The following is a 14,912-nucleotide window of genomic DNA, read 5'->3' on the forward strand; positions in this document are numbered from 1 at the left end:
CCCGCCGGTGGCGGATCGCCGCGGACCCGATCGTCGGACGGTACCGGGGCACCGACATGACGCGGGTGACACCGCATCAGTTGGCGGAGGCGCTGGGGCTGCCGCCGCCGACCGATGAGCAGGCGGCGGTGATTGCCGCGCCGCCGGGACCGACGCTGGTGGTGGCCGGGGCGGGGGCGGGCAAGACCGAAACCATGGCCGCACGGGTGGTGTGGATGGTGGCCAACCGGCTGGTGCTGCCGGATCAGGTGCTCGGCCTGACCTTCACCCGAAAAGCTGCCCAGCAGTTGACCTCTCGCATCCGTACCCGGTTGGCGCGGCTGGCAGGTGCTCCGCTGCTGCGGGAACTGGACTCGACCGGCGAACTGCGGGCGCAGCTATCCGGCGCGGAACCCGAGATCAGTACCTATCACTCCTACGCGGGTCGGCTGCTCACCCAGCACGGGCTGCTGCTGCCGGTCGAACCCTCGGCCATGCTGCTCACCGAGACCCAGCTGTGGCAATTGGCGCACCAGGTGGTGCGCACCTGGGACGGCGATCTCGATACCGACCGCACCCCGGTCTCGGTGACCGAGGCGGTGCTGGCGCTATCCGGTCAGCTCGCCGAACATCTGGTCGAGCCCGAACAGCTGGCCGAGGCGCATACCGAGCTGGAGAAGCTGGTGCACACCCTGCCCGCGGGCCCGCGCCAGCGCGGCGGGCCGAGTCAGGCGCTGCTCGGACTGGTTCAGGTCCAACGCGAACGTGTCGCCCTGCTCCCGCTGGTGCAGCAGCTCGCCGCCGCCCTGCGCCGCCGCGGGGCACTCGATTTCGGTGCCCAGATGTCGCTGGCGGCGCGGCTCGCCGCCGAACACCAGGAGGTAGGCGTCGCCGAACGCGACCGCTTCCGCCTGGTCCTGCTCGACGAATACCAGGACACCGGCCATGCCCAGCGCATCCTGCTCGCCGCCCTCTTCGGTGGCGCGGTCACCTCTTCCGATGGATCACGCCGACCGGGACAGCAGGCGCAAGATGCTGTCGGCACCCCCGAAAGTGGCGGCAGGCGTTTGGCGGTCACCGCGGTGGGTGATCCGATGCAGTCGATCTACGGCTGGCGCGGGGCCTCGGCGGCCAACCTGCCACGCTTCGCCACCGATTTCCCCAGCGCGCCCGGTATTCCGGCGCCGACGTTGCCGCTGCTGACGAGCTGGCGTAATCCGCCGGAGGCGTTGGCGTTGGCGAATCTGGTGGCGGAACCGCTGCGCCGCAGCGCGATCGACAAGGGCGGGGTGACCGTCGACGCGCTGCGCGCCAAACCCGGTGCCGGACCGGGTGTCGTCGCCCTCGCACTGGCCGAAACCGTTGCCGACGAACGTGATTGGGTGGCCGAGCAGATCGCCGCGCAATGGGCGGCGCGCCGCGAGGCTGCCGAGCCGCCACCCACCTCCGCGGTGCTGGTGCGCCGCAACGCCGATGCCCCCCCGCTCGCGGAGGCCCTGCGCGAGCGGGGGCTGCCGGTGGAGATCGTCGGGCTCGGTGGGCTGCTCGCGACGCCGGAGGTCGCCGATATCGTCGCCACCCTGCGGCTCATCGCCGAACCAGCGGCGGGCAGTGCCGCGATGCGCATCCTCACCGGCGCGCGCTGGCGGATCGGCGTCACCGATATCGCGGCGCTCGCGCGTCGGGCCCGCGATCTGTCGATCAGCAGGCTCTCCGGCGGCGATACCGACGAGATCACCGACAGCTCCACCCTCGCCACGGCCCTGCGCGAGGTCGCGCCGGAGCCCGCGGAGCAGGCCGGACTGGCCGATGCCATCGCCGATCCCGGTCCGGCCGAGAAGTATTCGGAATCCGGTTACACCCGCATCGAGGCGCTCGGCCGCGAACTCGCGGCATTGCGGGAACGCAGTGGCCAGCCGCTGGCCGAGCTGGTCGCGGATGTGGAGCGCACCATCGGTGTCGGGGTGGAAACGCAGGCGCGTCGCGCGATGGCCGGAACCGGTGCCGGACGTGAGCATTTGGACGCATTCGCCGAGGTGGTCGCCGGATACGCGGCGGATGCGGGCGCCTCGCTCAGCGGCCTGCTCGCCTTCCTCGCGGCCGCCGAATCGGTCGAAAACGGTTTGGAGCCGGGCGAAGTCGAGGTTGCCAGGGATCGGGTGCAGGTGCTCACGGTGCACGCGGCCAAGGGCCTGGAATGGGAGATCGTCGCGGTGCCGCATGTGGTGCGCGGTGTCTTCCCCTCCGGCACCGCCTCGGGTACCTGGCTCGGCGCACTCGCCGAACTCCCGACCACGCTGCGCGGCGACCGAATCCAGGACGACGCCGCCGAGGGCGTTCCGGTCCTCGACCTGTCCGATCTCTACGACCGTGCCGAGTTGGAACGGGCCATCAAGGCACATAAGGAGGCCCTGGAACGCAGACGGATCGACGAGGAACGCCGCCTGTTCTACGTCGCCCTCACCAGAACCGAACGCGTACTACTCGTTTCGGCGCACCATTGGGCCGAGACCGGATCATCGCCCAAGGGCCCCTCCGACTTCCTGCTCGAACTGAAGCATGCCAGCGAGGCCCCCGACAGCCCGGTACACGGCGCCGTCGACATCGCCCGCTGGGACGACCCCCCGGACGTCGACGCCGTCAACCCCTTCACCGACAACCCCACCACCGCCGAGTGGCCCCGCGACCCCCTCGGCCGCCGCCGCGACCCCGTCGAACAAGGCGCCGCCCTGGTCCGCGCCGCCCTCGCGGACCTCCGATCCCGGATAGCGACCTCGAACCCCACCACCCCACCCCGAACCTCGGCCACCCCCACCGCACCCTCGCGTACATCCGCCGCCACGTCGCTCACCTCCACGCGCCACCCGGCGTCGTCACCCTCGACCATCGAACCCCCGCGGCCGGACGAGGTTGTCGCGCCAACGGATGATCGTGTTCTGCTACCCGGCGGTGAACCACCGTCGGACGACATCGCGTCACCAGGAGGGTCGGCTACGCCCCCGGGCGAACTCGCCTCCTCGACGGACCGGCCCGCGCGATCCGAGGGTGAGCGTGTGCCGCTGGTCGAGTTCGGGTTGTCGGAGGAGTTCGCTGCGCTGTCGGATGAGCACGCCCGCCTACCGGACGATTTCGTGCCGCCGCCGGACGATTTCGTCCCGCTGTCCGATGATTTCGTGCCGCCACCGGACGACTTTGTGCCGCCGCCGGGCATTGCGCCGTCGTCGGGCGATTTCGCCCTGTCGGCCGATGAGCCGGGGCGATTCGAGGGCGTGGATGTGCCGTTGGTCGAGTTCGGCGTGCCGGAGGAGTTCGCCGCGCTGTCGGATGACCATGCCCCGCTACCGGATGATTTCGTCCCGCCGCCGGACGACTACCTTCCGCCCGCCGAATTCTCCGGTGACCCTGACGATCCCGACGGCTGGGCGGCGGATGTCGATGCGTTGCTCGCCGAATTCGAGGCGGGGCAGGCGGCGGCGCAGGAGGTGGAGCTGCCCGGGCAGATTCCGGCCACGGCGCTGGTGGAGATGCGCGCCGATCCGGCGAAACTCGCTCGGCGGCTGCGGCGTCCGCTGCCGTTCCCGCCGAATCCGCTGGCCCGCCGCGGTACCGCGTTCCACGCGTGGGTGCAGCGCTGGTTCGGCGGCACCCGGTTGATCGGGTTGGACGAACTGCCCGGGGTCGGCGAACCCGAGACCGCCGATGCGGGCGCCGATAACGAGCTGACCCGGATGCAGGACGCGTTCCTGAACTCGCCGTGGGCGCATCGCAGCCCGCTCGAGGTGGAGGTCCCGTTCGAGACCTCGATCGCGGGCACGGTCATCCGTGGCCGGATGGATGCGGTCTTCGCCGAACCGGGCGGCGGCTGGGTGGTGGTGGACTGGAAGACCGGCGCGGAACCCGGCCCGGCCGACGAGCCCGCGGTCGCGATGCAGCTGGCCATCTATCGGCTGGCGTGGGCGCGGCTGATGGCGGCCCGCACCGGTGGAATCGAAGCCGAGATGCTCGAAAAGATCGGCGCTGCCTTCCATTACGTGCGCTCGGGTCGCACCATCGCCCCTGCCGAGCTGGCGGGCCCGGATGAACTGGCCGAGCTGATTCGCACCGCCGCGCCGCCGCGGGCGCAACCCGACGCGTAGCGAAACCGCCCGCGCCACACGACGCGCGCGCCGCCGCCGGGGTCAGCCCTTCCTGCCGACCTTCAGCGACTGGGTGATCAGCGGAATCTGGAGCGGTAACCGCAGCACCGAGCCCACCTTGACCAGCCGCGACGCCTTCTTACTTGCCAGCATGTCCGCGGTGAACTGGATATTGGCCGGGAACACCGCAATGAACAGCAGTGCCGCCAGCCGCCCACCCAGGCCGCGGGTGCGCGGCACCGCCAGCGTCGCCGCGACTCCGAGTTCGGCCACGCCGGAGGCATAGGTGTAGTCGCGGGCCCGGCCTGGCAGCGCCCTCGGCACGATCGAGTCGTACGTTTTGGGCATCACGAAATGCAGCACGCCCGAGCTGAACAGCAAGGCGGCGAGGGCAAGTGCGGGTCGGCGGCCGGAGTCGGGCGCGTTATCTGCCATGCCCCACCCTGACATTCACCAGGTGTTCGCGTCGAGTCCGAGCGGCGGCGCGGCAACCGGGTAGGCTCCCGTGCTGTGCCGGAGGGACAGGTAATGCTGGAGATAGCCGGCTCGACGAGCGGCAGGGTTGGTGACACCGGTGTTGGGTGACTTCGGGGACAGGTCGCGGGGGCTCGGGTTATCCAGTCGGCCGGACTTTGCGCTGGTCGGCTTGCTGCGCATCCCGGAAATCCAGACCAGCCCATGGGTTTCCCTGATCCGGCGGGTGCTGTTCGCGATCGGGCTGCTGTTCACCGCGGCGCTGGTGGTCTTTCTCGGTCGCGAGGGCTACCACGACGACGCGGGCGACGACATCTCATTCCTCGACGCGCTCTACTACGCGACGGTCTCGCTGTCGACCACCGGTTACGGCGATATCGCCCCGGTCTCCGCGGAGGCTCGGCTCGCCAATATCGTCATCATTACGCCGCTGCGAATTCTCTTCCTCATCGTGCTCGTCGGTACGACCATCGGTGTGCTCACCGAGCGTTCGCGGCAGGCATTCAAGATTCAGCGTTGGAGGCACAGCGTGCGCAATCACACCGTGGTCGTCGGATACGGCACGAAGGGACGGACCGCGATCCAGGCCATGATCGCCGACGGTGTGCAGCCCGCCGACATCGTGGTGGTCGATACCGACGCGGTGGCGCTGGATGCGGCGGGGAACGCCGGGCTGGTGACCGTGCACGGTTCGGCCACCCAGTCCGATGTGCTGCGGCTGGCGAGCGTGCAGAACGCCGCGTCGGTGGTGGTCGCGACCAATCGCGACGACACCGCCGTCCTGGTCACCCTGACCGCGCGCGAGCTCAACAAGGCCGCCACGATCGTGGTCGCCATCCGCGAGGCGGAGAACACCCACCTGCTGCGCCAGTCCGGCGCGGATTCGGTGGTGGTCTCCTCGGAGACGGCGGGCCGTTTGCTCGGCATCGCGACCACCACCCCGACGGTGGTCGAGATCATGGAGGATCTGCTGACTCCGGAACAGGGTTTCGCGGTCGCCGAACGCGATGTGGAGCAGTCCGAGATCGGGGGTTCCCCACGTCATCTCAGCGATATCGTGCTCGGCGTGGTGCGCGGTGGTGACCTGATCCGGGTGGGTGAGCCGGAGGTTGATGCCATCGAGGCCGGGGACAAGCTGCTGTATATCCGGCGCGCGGCCAAATGAGGCTAGTGTCGAAGCGTGTCATTTGAGCTGAATGCTGTGCCGCTGCTGTCGCGTTCCGCCGTCGATCGGGCCGAGGAAGTCCGGTCCGATGAGCAGGCGCTCAAGGGCGGGTGGGCCGAGGCGCGGCTGCTGCGGGTGAACCGGCGGGGTCAGGTTCGGTTCGCCGAGGGTGCCCTGGTGCTGGATGCGGCGGTCGAGTTCTCGGCCGAGCCGAGCCCCGCCGCGGTCTTCCTCGGCATCGGCGAGGGCAGGCACCTGTGGGCCGTCCGGGATAACGAGCTGTCCGGCGAACTGACCGATCTACGCATGCTCGCCGGCGGCATCGATGACTTCACCGCGGGCCTGCTCTCGACCGCCGTCGCACTGCTGAACTGGCACGACAAAGCCGGTTTCCATGCCGCCGACGGTTCGGCGACGGTGACGGCCAAGGGCGGCTGGTCCCGGGTCACCGAGAGCGGCCACGAGGAGTTCCCCCGCATCGACCCCGCCGTCATCTGCCTGATCCACGACGGCGCCGATCGGATACTGCTCGCCCGTCAGCATGCCTGGCCGAAGACGCTGTTCTCGATTCTGGCCGGCTTCGTGGAGGCAGGCGAATCACTGGAGCGATGCGTGGAGCGCGAGATGAAGGAGGAGGTAGGCCTCGACGTCCGCGAAATCCACTACCTCGGTAGCCAGCCCTGGCCCTTCCCCCGCTCCCTGATGCTGGGTTTCGCCGCCGTCGCGAATCCCGAACAGCCACTGGCCTTCTCCGATGGCGAAATCGCCGAGGCCCACTGGTTCACCCGCGCCGAGGTCCGCGCGGCCCTCTCCGCAGGCGACTGGTCCGCACAACAAGAGGGCGTCCGCCTCCTCCTCCCCGGCTCGATCTCCATAGCCCGCACCATTGTCGAATCCTGGGCCGCGCTCGACTGAGCCCACAGACCTTGTCAACGCCCCACAGGGGTTGTAGCTGCTGTGCGGCGTTGACAAGGTCTGTGGTCGCGAGACCCGGCGTCAGGAGAGAGTGGCGAGGACCTTTTTGACGTCGGCCAGGGAGGGGTTGGTGGCGGTGGAGCCGTCGGCGAATTTGACCGTCGGCACCACGTGGTTGCCGTTGTTGACGCTGCCCACGAATTCGGCGGAGGCCGGATCCTGCTCGATATCGATTTCGGCGTAGCTGATGCCTGACTCGTCCAGTTGCTTCTTCAGCCTGCGGCAATAGCCGCACCAGGTGGTCGAGTACATGGTCAGGGTGGGGTTCGCGTCAGTCACGGACCCTTCAACGCCAGACGGTCCATTCCTGTTCCACGACTTGCGCGAGATTTAGTATGCGCGCATATTAAATCCATGACGATCATCGCCGCCGCACGGCCCACCTCGACCGCCGCACCCGCCGCCTTCTTCGCGAAGTGGGCCGATATGGCCACCTGGCCGGAATGGAACGCCGACACCGAATGGGCCCGGCTGGACGGACCGTTCCAGCAGGGGGCGACCGGCACGCTGAAGCCGAAGGGTGGACCGAAGGTCGGGTTCATCGTCGAGCGGCTCAGCGACACCGAATTCGTGGACGTCTCCAAGCTCGTCGGCGCGCGCCTGATCGTCGATCACCAGGTCGGGACCGACGCCGACCGCACCACCGTCACGGTCACCATCTCGATCGAGGGTCCGCTGTCCTGGCTGTGGACCACGATCATGGGCGGCGGGCTCGCCGAATCCGTACAGCCCGACCTCGACGCGCTGGTCGCGGCGGCCGAGGTGGTGACGGTATGACCAAGTACTGGCTGGCCGTGGTTTCATACGAACATGTCCGGCGCGGCGTCGCACTCGGTATCGCGCAGGCCGATCACGGCAAGCGCGCGGCGGTGGAGCGGATGCGCCCCGGCGACGAATTGGTCTACTACTCGCCGCGCGAGGGCATGCGGACCGGCGCCCCGGTCCGTTCCTTCACCGCTATCGGCACCATCGACGACCGCCCGGCCTGGCGGGCCGAATCGCAGGGGGAGGGCGGTTGCTTCCAGCCGTGGCGGCGTGCGGTGAGTTATCGGACCGAGGCCCGCTCGACGCCCATCGATACATTGCGTGACGAACTCGGCCTCACGGCTGTGCCGAACTGGGGAATGGTGTTGCGGCGCGGACTGATCGAGCTCAGCGCACACGACTACGGTGTGATCGCGCGGGCGATGCTCGATGATCCTCGCCCGGACGCCGGTGCCCGGGATGTATGGGCATTATTCGGTGCCGAGGCATGATCGCGTCGGGCGCGCGGCCGGAATGCGAGGATGCGGTGTCCCGTCCGGATCCGGCGAGTGAGGAGAGTCATTGAGTGCGGATGCATCGGATGAGGGTTTGCGCAGCCGGTTCGCGGAGGCCGACGAAAGTCCCGGGCTCTTGCTCTGGCAGGTGACCAACCGCTGGCAGGCGGCCCAGCGCGCGGCCCTCGCCCCGTTCGACCTGACCCACGTGCAATTCGTCCTGCTGGCCTCGCTGACCTACCTGGCGGGGCGCGCCGTCGACGAGCCCGTGATGCAGCGCGACCTCGCCGCCCAGGCCGCCACCGACCCGATGATGACCTCACAGGTGCTGCGCACATTGGAGCACAAGGGCCTGATCGAACGCCGCGACCACCCGCACGACCGCCGCGCGAAATCCCTGGTCCCCACCGAAGCCGGTGCGGCACTGGCGAATCGAGCCATTGTCTCGGTGGAATCCTGCGACCACGAATTCTTCGCCCCGCTCGGCCCGGGCACCTCAACCTTCGCCGACGCACTACGCCGACTCCGCGATCGCACCCCGAACTGACCGCCCGACCTGCGGCGAAACGGTCGACTCTACGCACCTCGGTGGGTACAGTTGTGCTGTCACGCGAGTGATGCCGAGCGGTGGGACGCCGTTTGCTGACAGCGCCCCACCTGGTGGGAATTACCTAGCCCGCACTCGGCGGACCAAGTAGACGAGCGCCCCGGCGATCACGGCAGTTGCCAAAAAGATTATGCCGCGGTTGACCGGGGGCTCTCCCTGTCTGCGATGTTTCGCCACTCGGCGATGTTTCGCCATCCCCACCACCTCCTTCCTGGGCGCGATGTCGGACCATGTCCATCGCCCCTCGGCTGGAGGTGGGCTCACACTACAGTCGGCGACCGACGGAAACCGTTGAATTGCAGCGGGATTCCGCGCGGCCGGTGTGTCTCGCTCCTGCGTGTCCGATCGCGTCACAGCCCAAGGTTCGTCACGACACGGTGACCGGGCTTTCGATTCGGAAGCGTGTGACCGTGGGAGAACTGCGCCACAGCGGTGATGCGGGCGAGTGGGTGGCGGACAGCCGATGCGGTCCGGGTGTTGTGCGGGCGGCACGGGGTTGTCGGAGGGGGCTGTCATGATGGTCCCCGTGCCCGCACTCGACCTCGCCGCCCTGGATCCCGAGCAGGCCGCCGCCGTGCGAGCCCCGCGCGGCCCGGTATGCGTGCTTGCGGGGGCGGGCACGGGCAAGACCAGGACCATTACCCATCGGATCGCACATCTGGTGTCGGCCGGACATGTGAAGGCCGACCAGGTGCTCGCGGTCACCTTCACCGCGCGGGCGGCGGGTGAGTTGCGGGGCCGATTGCGTGAGCTCGGCCTCGGTGGCGAGGCGAATCAGGTGCAGGCGCGCACCTTCCACGCGGCGGCCTTGCGCCAGCTCAAGTACTTCTGGCCGCAGATCGTCGGCGATGTGCCGTGGCGACTGATCGACGGCAAGTTCCCGATCGTCGCGCAGGCGGCGAATCGAGCGGGGCTCTCCTCCTCCACCGAGAGCGTGCGCGACCTGCTCGGCGAGATCGAATGGGCCAAGGCCTCACTCATCGCCCCGGAGGACTATCCGGCCGCGGCGGCCGGACAACACCGCGATATCCCGTACGACGCGGCCCGGGTGGCCGAGGTCTACGCGGGGTACGAATCGCTGAAGACCTCGCCGGACGGGTTGCTTCTCGACTTCGACGATCTGCTGCTGCACACCGCCGCCGCGCTGGAGGATTTTCCGGCGGTCGCCGACGAATTCCGCGGGCGCTACCGGAGTTTCGTGGTCGACGAGTACCAGGACGTCACCCCGCTACAGCAGCGGGTGCTCGACGCCTGGCTCGGCAATCGCGACGATCTGACCGTGGTCGGCGACGCCAACCAGACCATCTACTCCTTCACCGGCGCCACCCCCGCCTATCTTCTCGACTTCTCCCGGCGTTTTCCGGAGGCGACGGTGGTCCGGCTGGAACGTGACTATCGGTCGACCCCGCAGGTCGTCTCCCTGGCCAACCGGGTGATCGGCGCCGCGCGCGGCCGGATCGCGGGCACCCGACTGCAGCTGATCGGCCAGCGCGCGGACGGCCCGGAGCCGATCTTCGCCGAACACGATGACGGACCGGCCGAGGCGACCGCGGTGGCCATGGAGATCAAGCGCCTGATCAAGGCGGGTACCCCGGCCGCCGAGATCGCGGTGCTGTACCGGATCAACGCGCAGTCGGAGGCCTACGAGCAGGCGCTGACCGAGCTCGGCCTCCCGTATCAAGTGCGCGGCGGCGAGGGCTTCTTCGCGCGGGCCGAGGTCAGGCAGGCGGTTTCGGTATTGCGGCAGGCCGCGTCCCGTGCGGACCTCCCGGACCAGGCTCGTAGCGGCAAGTCGCTGGTCACCCTGGTCAAGGCGGTCCTCGCCCCGGTCGGGCTGACCGCCACCGAGCCCGCGGGCGCACAGGCGAGGGAACGCTGGGAATCGCTGGTCGCGCTGGTGCGCCTCACCGAGGAACTGCTCGCCCAGGACGACGCGCTGGATCTGCCCGGTCTACTGCGTGAACTCGCCGCCCGCGCCGAGGCCAGGCATCCACCCACCGTGCAGGGCGTCACGCTGGCCTCGTTGCACGCGGCCAAGGGGCTGGAGTGGGACGCGGTCTTCCTCGTCGGTCTCGCCGACGGCACCTTGCCGATCGCCCATGTGCTCGCCGATGACGGTTCCGTCGCTGATTTCGCGGCGCTGGAGGAGGAGCGGCGGCTGCTCTACGTGGGTGTCACTCGGGCCCGCGAATATCTGCGGCTGTCCTGGGCGCTGTCACGCAACGAGGGCAGCAGGCGCACCCGGCGGCGGTCCCGATTCCTCAACGGCCTGGTCCCCGACGATTCACCCGCCTCCCGCATCGCGACGTCCGCAACGACCAAGGACGCCAACGGGGTTCGGCCGTACTGCCGGGTCTGCGCCAGACCGTTGATCGGCACCTACGCCACCATGCTCGGTCGGTGCCGTCGCTGCCCGGCCGAGCTCGACACGGTGCTGCTCGAGGCGTTGAAGGAGTGGCGCGGCGAGAAGGCAGAGGCGTTGCGGGTGCGCGAGTTCGTGGTCTTCACCGACACCACGCTCACCGCCATCGCCGAACAGCTGCCCGCCGATGACAAGGCGTTGCAGGCGATTCCGGGGATCGGCGCGAAGAAGATCGTCCAGTACGGCGCGGATGTACTCGCCATCGTCAGGTCGCGAACTCGATCCACATCACAAAACCGCAGGTAGAAAATAGGTTGTCGGTTCAGCCGACATTGCATATGGTGGGAATCACGCACCGGGAGGGCATTCCGGCGCGCTCTGCGATCACACAGCGCAGTTCCGACAGATTACGAGAACAGGAGGGAGGCAGACCAATGAACGACTTCACAAGCTTCAGCGCTCTCAGCGTTGCGGTGAATGCGCCCGTGTCGGCCTCCCGGGGGACCCTCGCCTTGCAGGGGACCGGTCTGTCCTTCGTAGGCGCCTTCGGCACGCACGCGGCTGTTTCACCCGCGCATCGCCAGATTTGCGTCCTGCGTCAGGACAAGCCCAGCGGAAGCTGGCACCCGACAGCTATCGAAGCGGCCGGTGCCTTCGCATTCGGTGCCGGATATGAGCCGGCAGTCGCTCTGCTGGATCGTCCGGCAGACACCGAAATGCGGGCAGCCCGCCTCCGCAACGCACACCCAGCGACCGTGATCAGGAATCGACACAGATGTCGATCTAGGTAGGGGACACCTCCCAGACCTCCTGGCCACGGATCGCACGAAGCGAAACCGTGGCCAGTCTTTTTAAGCGGCTCTTCAGCCGATTGCCACCGGTTTCGTGGAGAAAGTAACGAACCGCTGCAAACAAGCTGAAGGAGAACGACGTGTTCACCGCCGAGAGCTGGCCGACGGCCACTACTCAAGTGACATGCCGAACCGTGGCACGGCCGACCCGTTCCCGGGAGGTCACCAAAGTCCTGCCCTGCCGGGCGGGAGACCCCGATCTCTGGTTCGCCGAGAGCCCGGCGCAACTGGAGCAGGCCAAGACGCTGTGCGCGTCCTGCCCGATTCAGAAGGGCTGCCTGACCGCGGCCCTGGACCGGGGCGAGCCTTGGGGCGTGTGGGGCGGTGAGATCTTCGACCAGGGTGTCGTGATCGCCCGCAAGCGTCCGCGTGGTCGCCCGCGCAAGGTTGCGATCTCGGCATGATCCGGGAACGAACCAGGGGCTACGTCACCCGGGCTCATGGCCACACCACGCACCGCGAGGTGCGGTCATGAGCCCGGGATTCGGACCGATGTCCTCCCTCCCTCCGGTCGCTGAGGCCTCGCCATGCCTGTCCGGCCCAGGCAGGGCCCAGGAACGAGAAAGCAAACCAGCCGCTCACCGCATGATCCGGTGGGCGGCTCGTTTGCGTTCCGAGACAGCGCCTTTCGTCGGCGTGACAACCGTCGCCGCCGCACCGGCGCACCACTTGTCGGCACGATTCGCGCCTTCCCGCCGGGTGTCGTGCCGAGAAGTGGTGCGCCGGGTGAGTTCTCAGCTGGCCGAGCGCTCCTCGCGCAGCCCGGGCAGCCAGGTGGTGGCCAACTGCATGAACGGGACCTCCGCGTCGAGCTGGGCGAGGATGCCCACCGAGCCGCCGAGCACCCGGAAGATCATCACGTGCTCGGCCGGCAGTTGCAGTGCCCGTGCGGTTTTCATCTCCGGGCTGCCGATGTCGGAGGCCTTGCCCGCCACCCGCTGCATCCAGCGGCGTGTGAAATGGAACGAGTCGGTCTTGATCGGATCGGTGAACGGGCGCAGGTAGTCGGCGATTTCCCGATCGGTGATGGTGCGTCCCGGGATGACCCACCGGTGGTCGTACAGCAGCTCGGTGAGTTCGTCGAACTGCTCGTCGACGGCCAGCGCCAGCATCCGTCCGAGGACATCGGGAAATCCGTTCGGCAGCGGTGCGCAGGCGCCGAAATCGATGACGGCCAGTTTGCCGTCCTCCAGCATCATGAAGTTGCCGGGGTGCGGGTCCGCGTGCAGCAGGCCGACGGTTTCCGGTGAGGAGAAGTGGAAGCGCCCCATCAGCAGGGCGACCCGGTTGCGCAGGGTCAGCGTGCCTTCGGGATCCTCCACGCCGGCCCCGATGATCTTCGAAACCGGGGTGCCGTCCAGCCACTCGGTGACGATGACCTTCGGCGCACTGGCCACCACTTTGGGTACCACGATCTCGGGATGCCCGTCGAAGCCCTTCGCGAAGGCCCGCTGGTTGGCTGCCTCGTTGCGGTAGTCGAGCTCTTCTTCGGTGCGTTCGGTGATCTCGGCGAGGATCGGCTTCACATCGGCGCCGGGGACGACCGAGGCGATCAGACCGGTCATCCGCGAGAGTGTCTTGAGATCGGCGCGCAGCGCCTCGTCCGCGCCGGGGTATTGCACCTTCACCGCGACAACCCGGCCGTCCGACCACACCGCCTTGTGCACCTGGCCGATACTGGCCGATGCCGCCGGTGCGTCGTCGAAGGACTGGAAGCGCTGGCGCCACTGGGTGCCGAGCTGCTGGTCGAGTACCCGGTGCACCGTTTCGGCGGGGATCGGCGGGGCCGCGGCCTGGAGCTTCGTCAGTGCCTCGCGATAGTGCTCGCCGAACTCCTCCGGGACGGCGGCCTCCATCACGCTGAGCGCCTGGCCGAACTTCATCGCGCCGCCCTTGAGCTCACCCAGCACGGTGAACAGCTGTTCGGCGGCCTTCTGGTTCAGCTGCGCATTGATCTCCGACTTGTCGCCACCGGCCAGCTTCTTGCCGAACCCGACCGCGGCACGTCCGGCGATCCCGAGCGGAATCTTGGCTAACTTGGCATTGCGGGATGAGCGACGACGCACGATCTCAGACACGTACCCATCATGGCGGACGGAACCGTGGGTTTGCCATCGTAATGTGATCTCTTTCCTTGGCGGAGTATAAGAATCGATGTGATCACGCCGAGGCGCCCGCGGAAACCGCGCGGCAGCCGCATGCCTCGTGCGGCGCCCAATAGCGCTGCGCGATCAGATGTGAATCCAGATCGAGCTCGAGCGTGGTGTCCAGGGTCGCGGGCGCCCGGCGGGCCGAACACGCCACAATCGATTCCACTTCGTTCAACGCCAGCGCGGCGGTCGCCGCGATCGCGGCAGGCGCGGCATGTCCGACCCGGCCGAGCAACTGCGCGGCCAAGTGGGGCCAATCCGCGTCGTAGTCGGTCCGGGTCAGATCCGCGCAGCGCAGGCAACTGGTCTCGCCGGGCAGCACCAGGGGACCGATGATCCCCTTCCCGTCTCGAATACGCACTTGCAGATGTGGGATCCGATGCAACACAAGGTCATTCGTCAGCCGGGGGTCGGCGACCACGTCATCGGCGAGCACCACCAGGTCGGCCTGCCAACCGGTGATCGGGGTATCCGGTGCGTACCCGCGGGACCGAGTCGGCCGAATACCCAACCGCCGCAATCCCGTCGTCAGCGCGTCCGACAGCGGACCCAACCCGTGCAGTCGCACCGAGCGAATCCGACCGTCCCGGCTCTCCGGATGTACCAGCAATCCGGCCTCGTCGATCTCGGCCAGTAGCGCCATCGCCTGTTCCGGCGGAATACCGCACTCCCCGGCCCGCCAGAGGATCTGCGGCCGTGTCTGCAAACCGTCCAGCAGCCGCAGGAAGGTCAGCACGGTCTCGGTATCCAATCCGGGCGGATCCAACAGCAACGCCCGCTCCGGATCCCACCCCAGCTGCACCACCCCCGAGGGCCGGACCAGCACGGTCACCCGTGGATTCAGCATCGGCCCCTGTGCGCGATTCGTCGTCATGCCAGGAAGTATGCGCGGCGGGCCACCGCGCGAAAGCCGCGAATCCCGTGGTTATCAACAGGAATTCGCGCTATTCACAG

General features: G+C 68.3%; 12 protein-coding genes. 8 read left to right on the forward strand and 4 right to left on the reverse strand.

Annotated features, from left to right (window positions below):
* Positions 1-56 precede the first annotated feature (56 nt).
* On the forward strand, positions 57-4,115 hold the full coding sequence (locus AB0H61_RS30840; RefSeq protein WP_357311245.1) for a UvrD-helicase domain-containing protein: 4,059 nt from the start codon (positions 57-59) through the stop codon (positions 4,113-4,115).
* Positions 4,116-4,157: 42 nt separating this feature from the next.
* Here AB0H61_RS30840 and AB0H61_RS30845 read toward each other — a convergent pair whose 3' ends face one another.
* Positions 4,158-4,550 (reverse strand): hypothetical protein, encoded by a 393-nt coding sequence (locus AB0H61_RS30845; RefSeq protein WP_357311246.1) that lies wholly within the window; start codon positions 4,548-4,550, stop codon positions 4,158-4,160.
* 139 nt (positions 4,551-4,689) lie between these two features.
* Here AB0H61_RS30845 and AB0H61_RS30850 point away from each other — a divergent pair, with 139 nt between their 5' ends.
* Both AB0H61_RS30850 and nudC read left to right on the forward strand, forming a co-directional pair.
* Entirely contained in the window at positions 4,690-5,754 is a 1,065-nt protein-coding gene (locus AB0H61_RS30850; protein WP_357311274.1) for a potassium channel family protein, read from the forward strand.
* A 15-nt stretch (positions 5,755-5,769) separates the two neighbouring features.
* A complete protein-coding gene (gene nudC / locus AB0H61_RS30855) occupies positions 5,770-6,669 on the forward strand; it encodes an NAD(+) diphosphatase (protein WP_357311247.1) in 900 nt (299 codons plus the stop codon).
* Between the two features lie 81 nt (positions 6,670-6,750).
* Here the strand turns inward: nudC and AB0H61_RS30860 are convergent, their stop codons facing one another.
* Entirely contained in the window at positions 6,751-6,981 is a 231-nt protein-coding gene (locus AB0H61_RS30860; protein ID WP_357311275.1) for a mycoredoxin, read from the reverse strand.
* Positions 6,982-7,083: 102 nt separating this feature from the next.
* On the opposite strand from AB0H61_RS30860, the gene AB0H61_RS30865 reads away from it, so the two are divergent.
* From AB0H61_RS30865 to AB0H61_RS30885, 5 genes are all read left to right on the forward strand, one after another.
* Entirely contained in the window at positions 7,084-7,506 is a 423-nt protein-coding gene (locus AB0H61_RS30865; RefSeq protein WP_357311248.1) for a hypothetical protein, read from the forward strand.
* Positions 7,503-7,985 (forward strand): EVE domain-containing protein, encoded by a 483-nt coding sequence (locus AB0H61_RS30870; protein WP_357311249.1) that lies wholly within the window; start codon positions 7,503-7,505, stop codon positions 7,983-7,985. The genes AB0H61_RS30865 and AB0H61_RS30870 overlap by 4 nt, the downstream gene beginning before the upstream one ends.
* A gap of 70 nt (positions 7,986-8,055) precedes the next feature.
* Entirely contained in the window at positions 8,056-8,535 is a 480-nt protein-coding gene (locus AB0H61_RS30875) for a MarR family winged helix-turn-helix transcriptional regulator (protein ID WP_357311250.1), read from the forward strand.
* A 574-nt stretch (positions 8,536-9,109) separates the two neighbouring features.
* Positions 9,110-11,263, forward strand: a complete 2,154-nt coding sequence (locus AB0H61_RS30880) for an ATP-dependent DNA helicase UvrD2 (RefSeq protein WP_357311251.1) — start codon at positions 9,110-9,112, stop codon at positions 11,261-11,263.
* A 664-nt stretch (positions 11,264-11,927) separates the two neighbouring features.
* Positions 11,928-12,212, forward strand: a complete 285-nt coding sequence (locus AB0H61_RS30885; protein WP_357311276.1) for a WhiB family transcriptional regulator — start codon at positions 11,928-11,930, stop codon at positions 12,210-12,212.
* 330 nt (positions 12,213-12,542) lie between these two features.
* Here AB0H61_RS30885 and AB0H61_RS30890 read toward each other — a convergent pair whose 3' ends face one another.
* Together AB0H61_RS30890 and AB0H61_RS30895 are read right to left on the reverse strand one after the other, a co-directional pair.
* A complete protein-coding gene (locus AB0H61_RS30890; protein ID WP_357311252.1) occupies positions 12,543-13,886 on the reverse strand; it encodes an AarF/UbiB family protein in 1,344 nt (447 codons plus the stop codon).
* Between the two features lie 82 nt (positions 13,887-13,968).
* The gene (locus AB0H61_RS30895) at positions 13,969-14,832 is read right to left on the reverse strand and encodes a hypothetical protein (RefSeq protein ID WP_357311253.1); all 864 of its coding nucleotides are present in this window, start codon (positions 14,830-14,832) and stop codon (positions 13,969-13,971) included.
* Positions 14,833-14,912 lie beyond the last annotated feature (80 nt).

The organism is Nocardia sp. NPDC050710 (assembly GCF_040654375.1).
Lineage (GTDB): Bacteria > Actinomycetota > Actinomycetes > Mycobacteriales > Mycobacteriaceae > Nocardia.